3 protein-coding genes are annotated in these 2,841 nt (G+C 63.8%); all 3 read left to right on the top strand.

Going from position 1 to position 2,841, the window contains the following annotated elements:
• The first annotated feature begins 113 nt into the window (after positions 1-113).
• Positions 114-1,988, top strand: coding sequence for a tRNA uridine-5-carboxymethylaminomethyl(34) synthesis enzyme MnmG (gene mnmG / locus ORS3428_RS04860; protein ID WP_071095142.1), 1,875 nt, complete (start codon positions 114-116; stop codon positions 1,986-1,988).
• Complete coding sequence (rsmG, locus tag ORS3428_RS04865; RefSeq protein ID WP_071095144.1) at positions 1,985-2,626, top strand: 16S rRNA (guanine(527)-N(7))-methyltransferase RsmG; 642 nt, start codon at positions 1,985-1,987, stop codon at positions 2,624-2,626. The genes mnmG and rsmG overlap by 4 nt, the downstream gene beginning before the upstream one ends.
• 17 nt (positions 2,627-2,643) lie before the next feature.
• Positions 2,644-2,841 (top strand): ParA family protein (locus tag ORS3428_RS04870; protein ID WP_157895918.1); only part of this gene is annotated, 198 nt, incomplete at its 3' end.

Genomic DNA, 2,841 nt, shown 5'->3' on the forward strand with positions numbered 1-2,841 from the left:
GGGCAGCGCCGACGCCTCGTGGTGATCACCGCTGCAGTTCCTGCCACTGCATCCTTGACAGCCAGCGCCGACGGGGACATGTGTCGGACAATCTCTGAAACCGGATTCTTGAAATGACCAATCACTATGATGTGGTGGTGGTGGGCGGTGGCCATGCCGGGTGCGAAGCGGCAAGTGCGGCCGCGCGGGCCGGCGCCAAGACCGCGCTGGTGACACTGCGTTTCGACACGATCGGCGTCATGTCCTGCAACCCGGCCATCGGYGGCCTGGGCAAGGGACATCTCGTGCGCGAGATCGACRCCATGGACGGCCTGATGGGGCGCATTGCGGACGCCGCCGGTATCCAGTTCCGCCTGCTCAACCGACGCAAGGGGCCGGCGGTGCGGGGACCGCGAACTCAGGCCGACCGCAAGCTCTATCGCCTGGCCATGCAGGCCGCGATCACTGAGCAGGCCAATCTGGATGTGGTCGAGGGCGAAGTCGTGGATCTTGAAATTGAAGACGGGCGGGTTGTCGCCGTTTTGGTTTCTGGAGAACGCCCGCTCGCCTGTGGCGCCGTGGTGCTGACCACCGGCACTTTCCTGCGCGGCCTGATCCATATCGGCGAGAAGAAGATCGTGGCCGGCCGGATGAACGAGCAGGCAAGCCACGGCTTGTCTGCCACAATGGCGCGTGCGGGCTTTAAGCTTGGCCGTTTGAAGACCGGGACGCCCCCTCGCCTCGACGGCCGCACCATCGACTGGGCGTCGCTGGAAAGCCAGGCGGCGGACGAGAATCCGGTGCCGTTCTCGCTGATGACCGAGCGGATCGCCAACCCGCAGATCCATTGCGGCATAACCCGCACGACGACGGCGACGCATGAGTTGATTCGCCTCAATTTGACGCGTTCAGCGATGTATTCCGGCTCGATCGAGGGCGTGGGACCGCGCTACTGCCCCTCGATCGAGGACAAGATCGTCAAGTTCGGCGACCGCGAGGGTCACCAGATCTTCCTCGAGCCGGAAGGGCTCGACGATGACACCGTCTATCCAAACGGCATCTCGACGTCGCTGCCGGAGGACGTGCAGCTCGACATATTGAAGACAATCCCCGGACTGGAGAAGGCGACGATGCTGCAGCCGGGCTACGCCATCGAGTACGACCATGTCGATCCGCGCGAGTTGAAGACGACGCTGGAGACAAAGCGGGTCGCCGGTCTGTTCCTGGCCGGCCAGATCAATGGCACCACCGGCTATGAAGAGGCCGGTGCGCAGGGCCTGCTCGCCGGCATCAACGCCGCGCACAAGGCGTCAGCGGGCGAGCCGGTCGTGCTCAGCCGCACCGAGGCCTATATCGGCGTGATGATCGACGACCTCACCAGCCGCGGCATTGCCGAGCCCTACCGCATGTTCACGTCGCGGGCGGAGTTCCGGCTTTCGTTGCGCGCCGACAATGCCGACGAGCGGCTCACCCCCCTCGCCGCCAGGCTTGGGATCGTCTCCGTCGAACGGATGCAGCGTTTTGGCGCGATCAGCAAAAAGCTCGACGATGCGCGCGCGCTGGCAAAGTCGGTCAGCTTCACGCCGAATGAAGCGGCGCGGCATGGGTTGGAAATCAACAGGGATGGTGTGCGGCGCTCGGCTTATGAGCTGCTTGCCTATCCGGGCGTCGATATGGCCTGGCTCACGCGAATTGAGCCCCGCTTCAGCGAACTCGATGCCAACACGGTGGAGCGGCTCGACACGGAGGCAAAATATTCCGTCTATCTCGAGCGGCAGCAGGCTGACGTTGCGCAGATCAGGCATGAAGAATCGCGGCTGATTCCCGAGGCCATCGACTTCTCAAACGTGCCTGGCCTCTCCAATGAGCTGAAGCAAAAGATGAAGGCGCACCGGCCGCRCTCGATTGCCGATGCAGAACGCATGGAAGGCATGACGCCGGCGGCTCTTGCGATCATTGTCGCCCATGTCCGCAATGCAGAGCTGGTTGCGCGAAGGTCGGTGGCGTGAGCGCCGACGCCTGGGAAGAGCTGCAAAGCGCGGCGGGTCCGGTTTCACGTGAAACATTCGAGCGCCTCAAGGCCTTCGAGCAGCTCTTCCTGAAATGGAACCGCAGCATCAATCTGGCGGCGCCRTCGACGTTGGACGACGTCTGGCGCCGCCATATTCTGGACAGCGCCCAGCTGGCGCGAATCGAACCGGCGGCAAAGCGCTGGGTCGATCTCGGCTCGGGCGGCGGCTTTCCCGGACTGGTCTTGGGATTCCTGCTCGGCGAGCGGCCGGGCGCCTCGATCGACCTGGTCGAGAGCAACCGCAAGAAGGCCTCGTTCCTGCAATCCGTCATCGGCCAATTTGGCCTGCCGGCGCGGGTCCTGGCGCGCCGCATCGATGACAGCTATGCCATTGTTTCCTCGCCGGAAATCGTCACAGCGCGTGCGTTGGCCGGGCTTCCGGACCTTCTCGACCTGTCGGCGCCCTGGCTGACCAAAGGGGCGCGGGCGCTTTTCCACAAAGGCCGGGATTACCGGGCCGAAGTGGAAGAAAGCACTCACCGCTGGGCCTTCGATCTGGTAGAACATCCAAGCATGACCGACCCCCACGGCATCATCCTGGAAATCACCGATCTGCGCYCGGCGACCCCACAATGAATCACTGGCATAGACCCATGAAAACTGGACCGCGTATCATCACTGTTGCCAACCAGAAGGGCGGCGTCGGCAAGACGACGACGGCCATCAATTTGGCCACCGCGCTGGCCGCGATCGGCGAGCGCGTGCTGATTGTCGACCTCGACCCGCAGGGCAATGCCAGTACCGGCCTCGGCATCGACCGCAAGGACCGCACCGTCTCGTCCTATGACGTG

The sequence above is a fragment of the Mesorhizobium sp. ORS 3428 genome (assembly GCF_001854785.1).
Classification (GTDB): Bacteria; Pseudomonadota; Alphaproteobacteria; order Rhizobiales; family Rhizobiaceae; genus Mesorhizobium.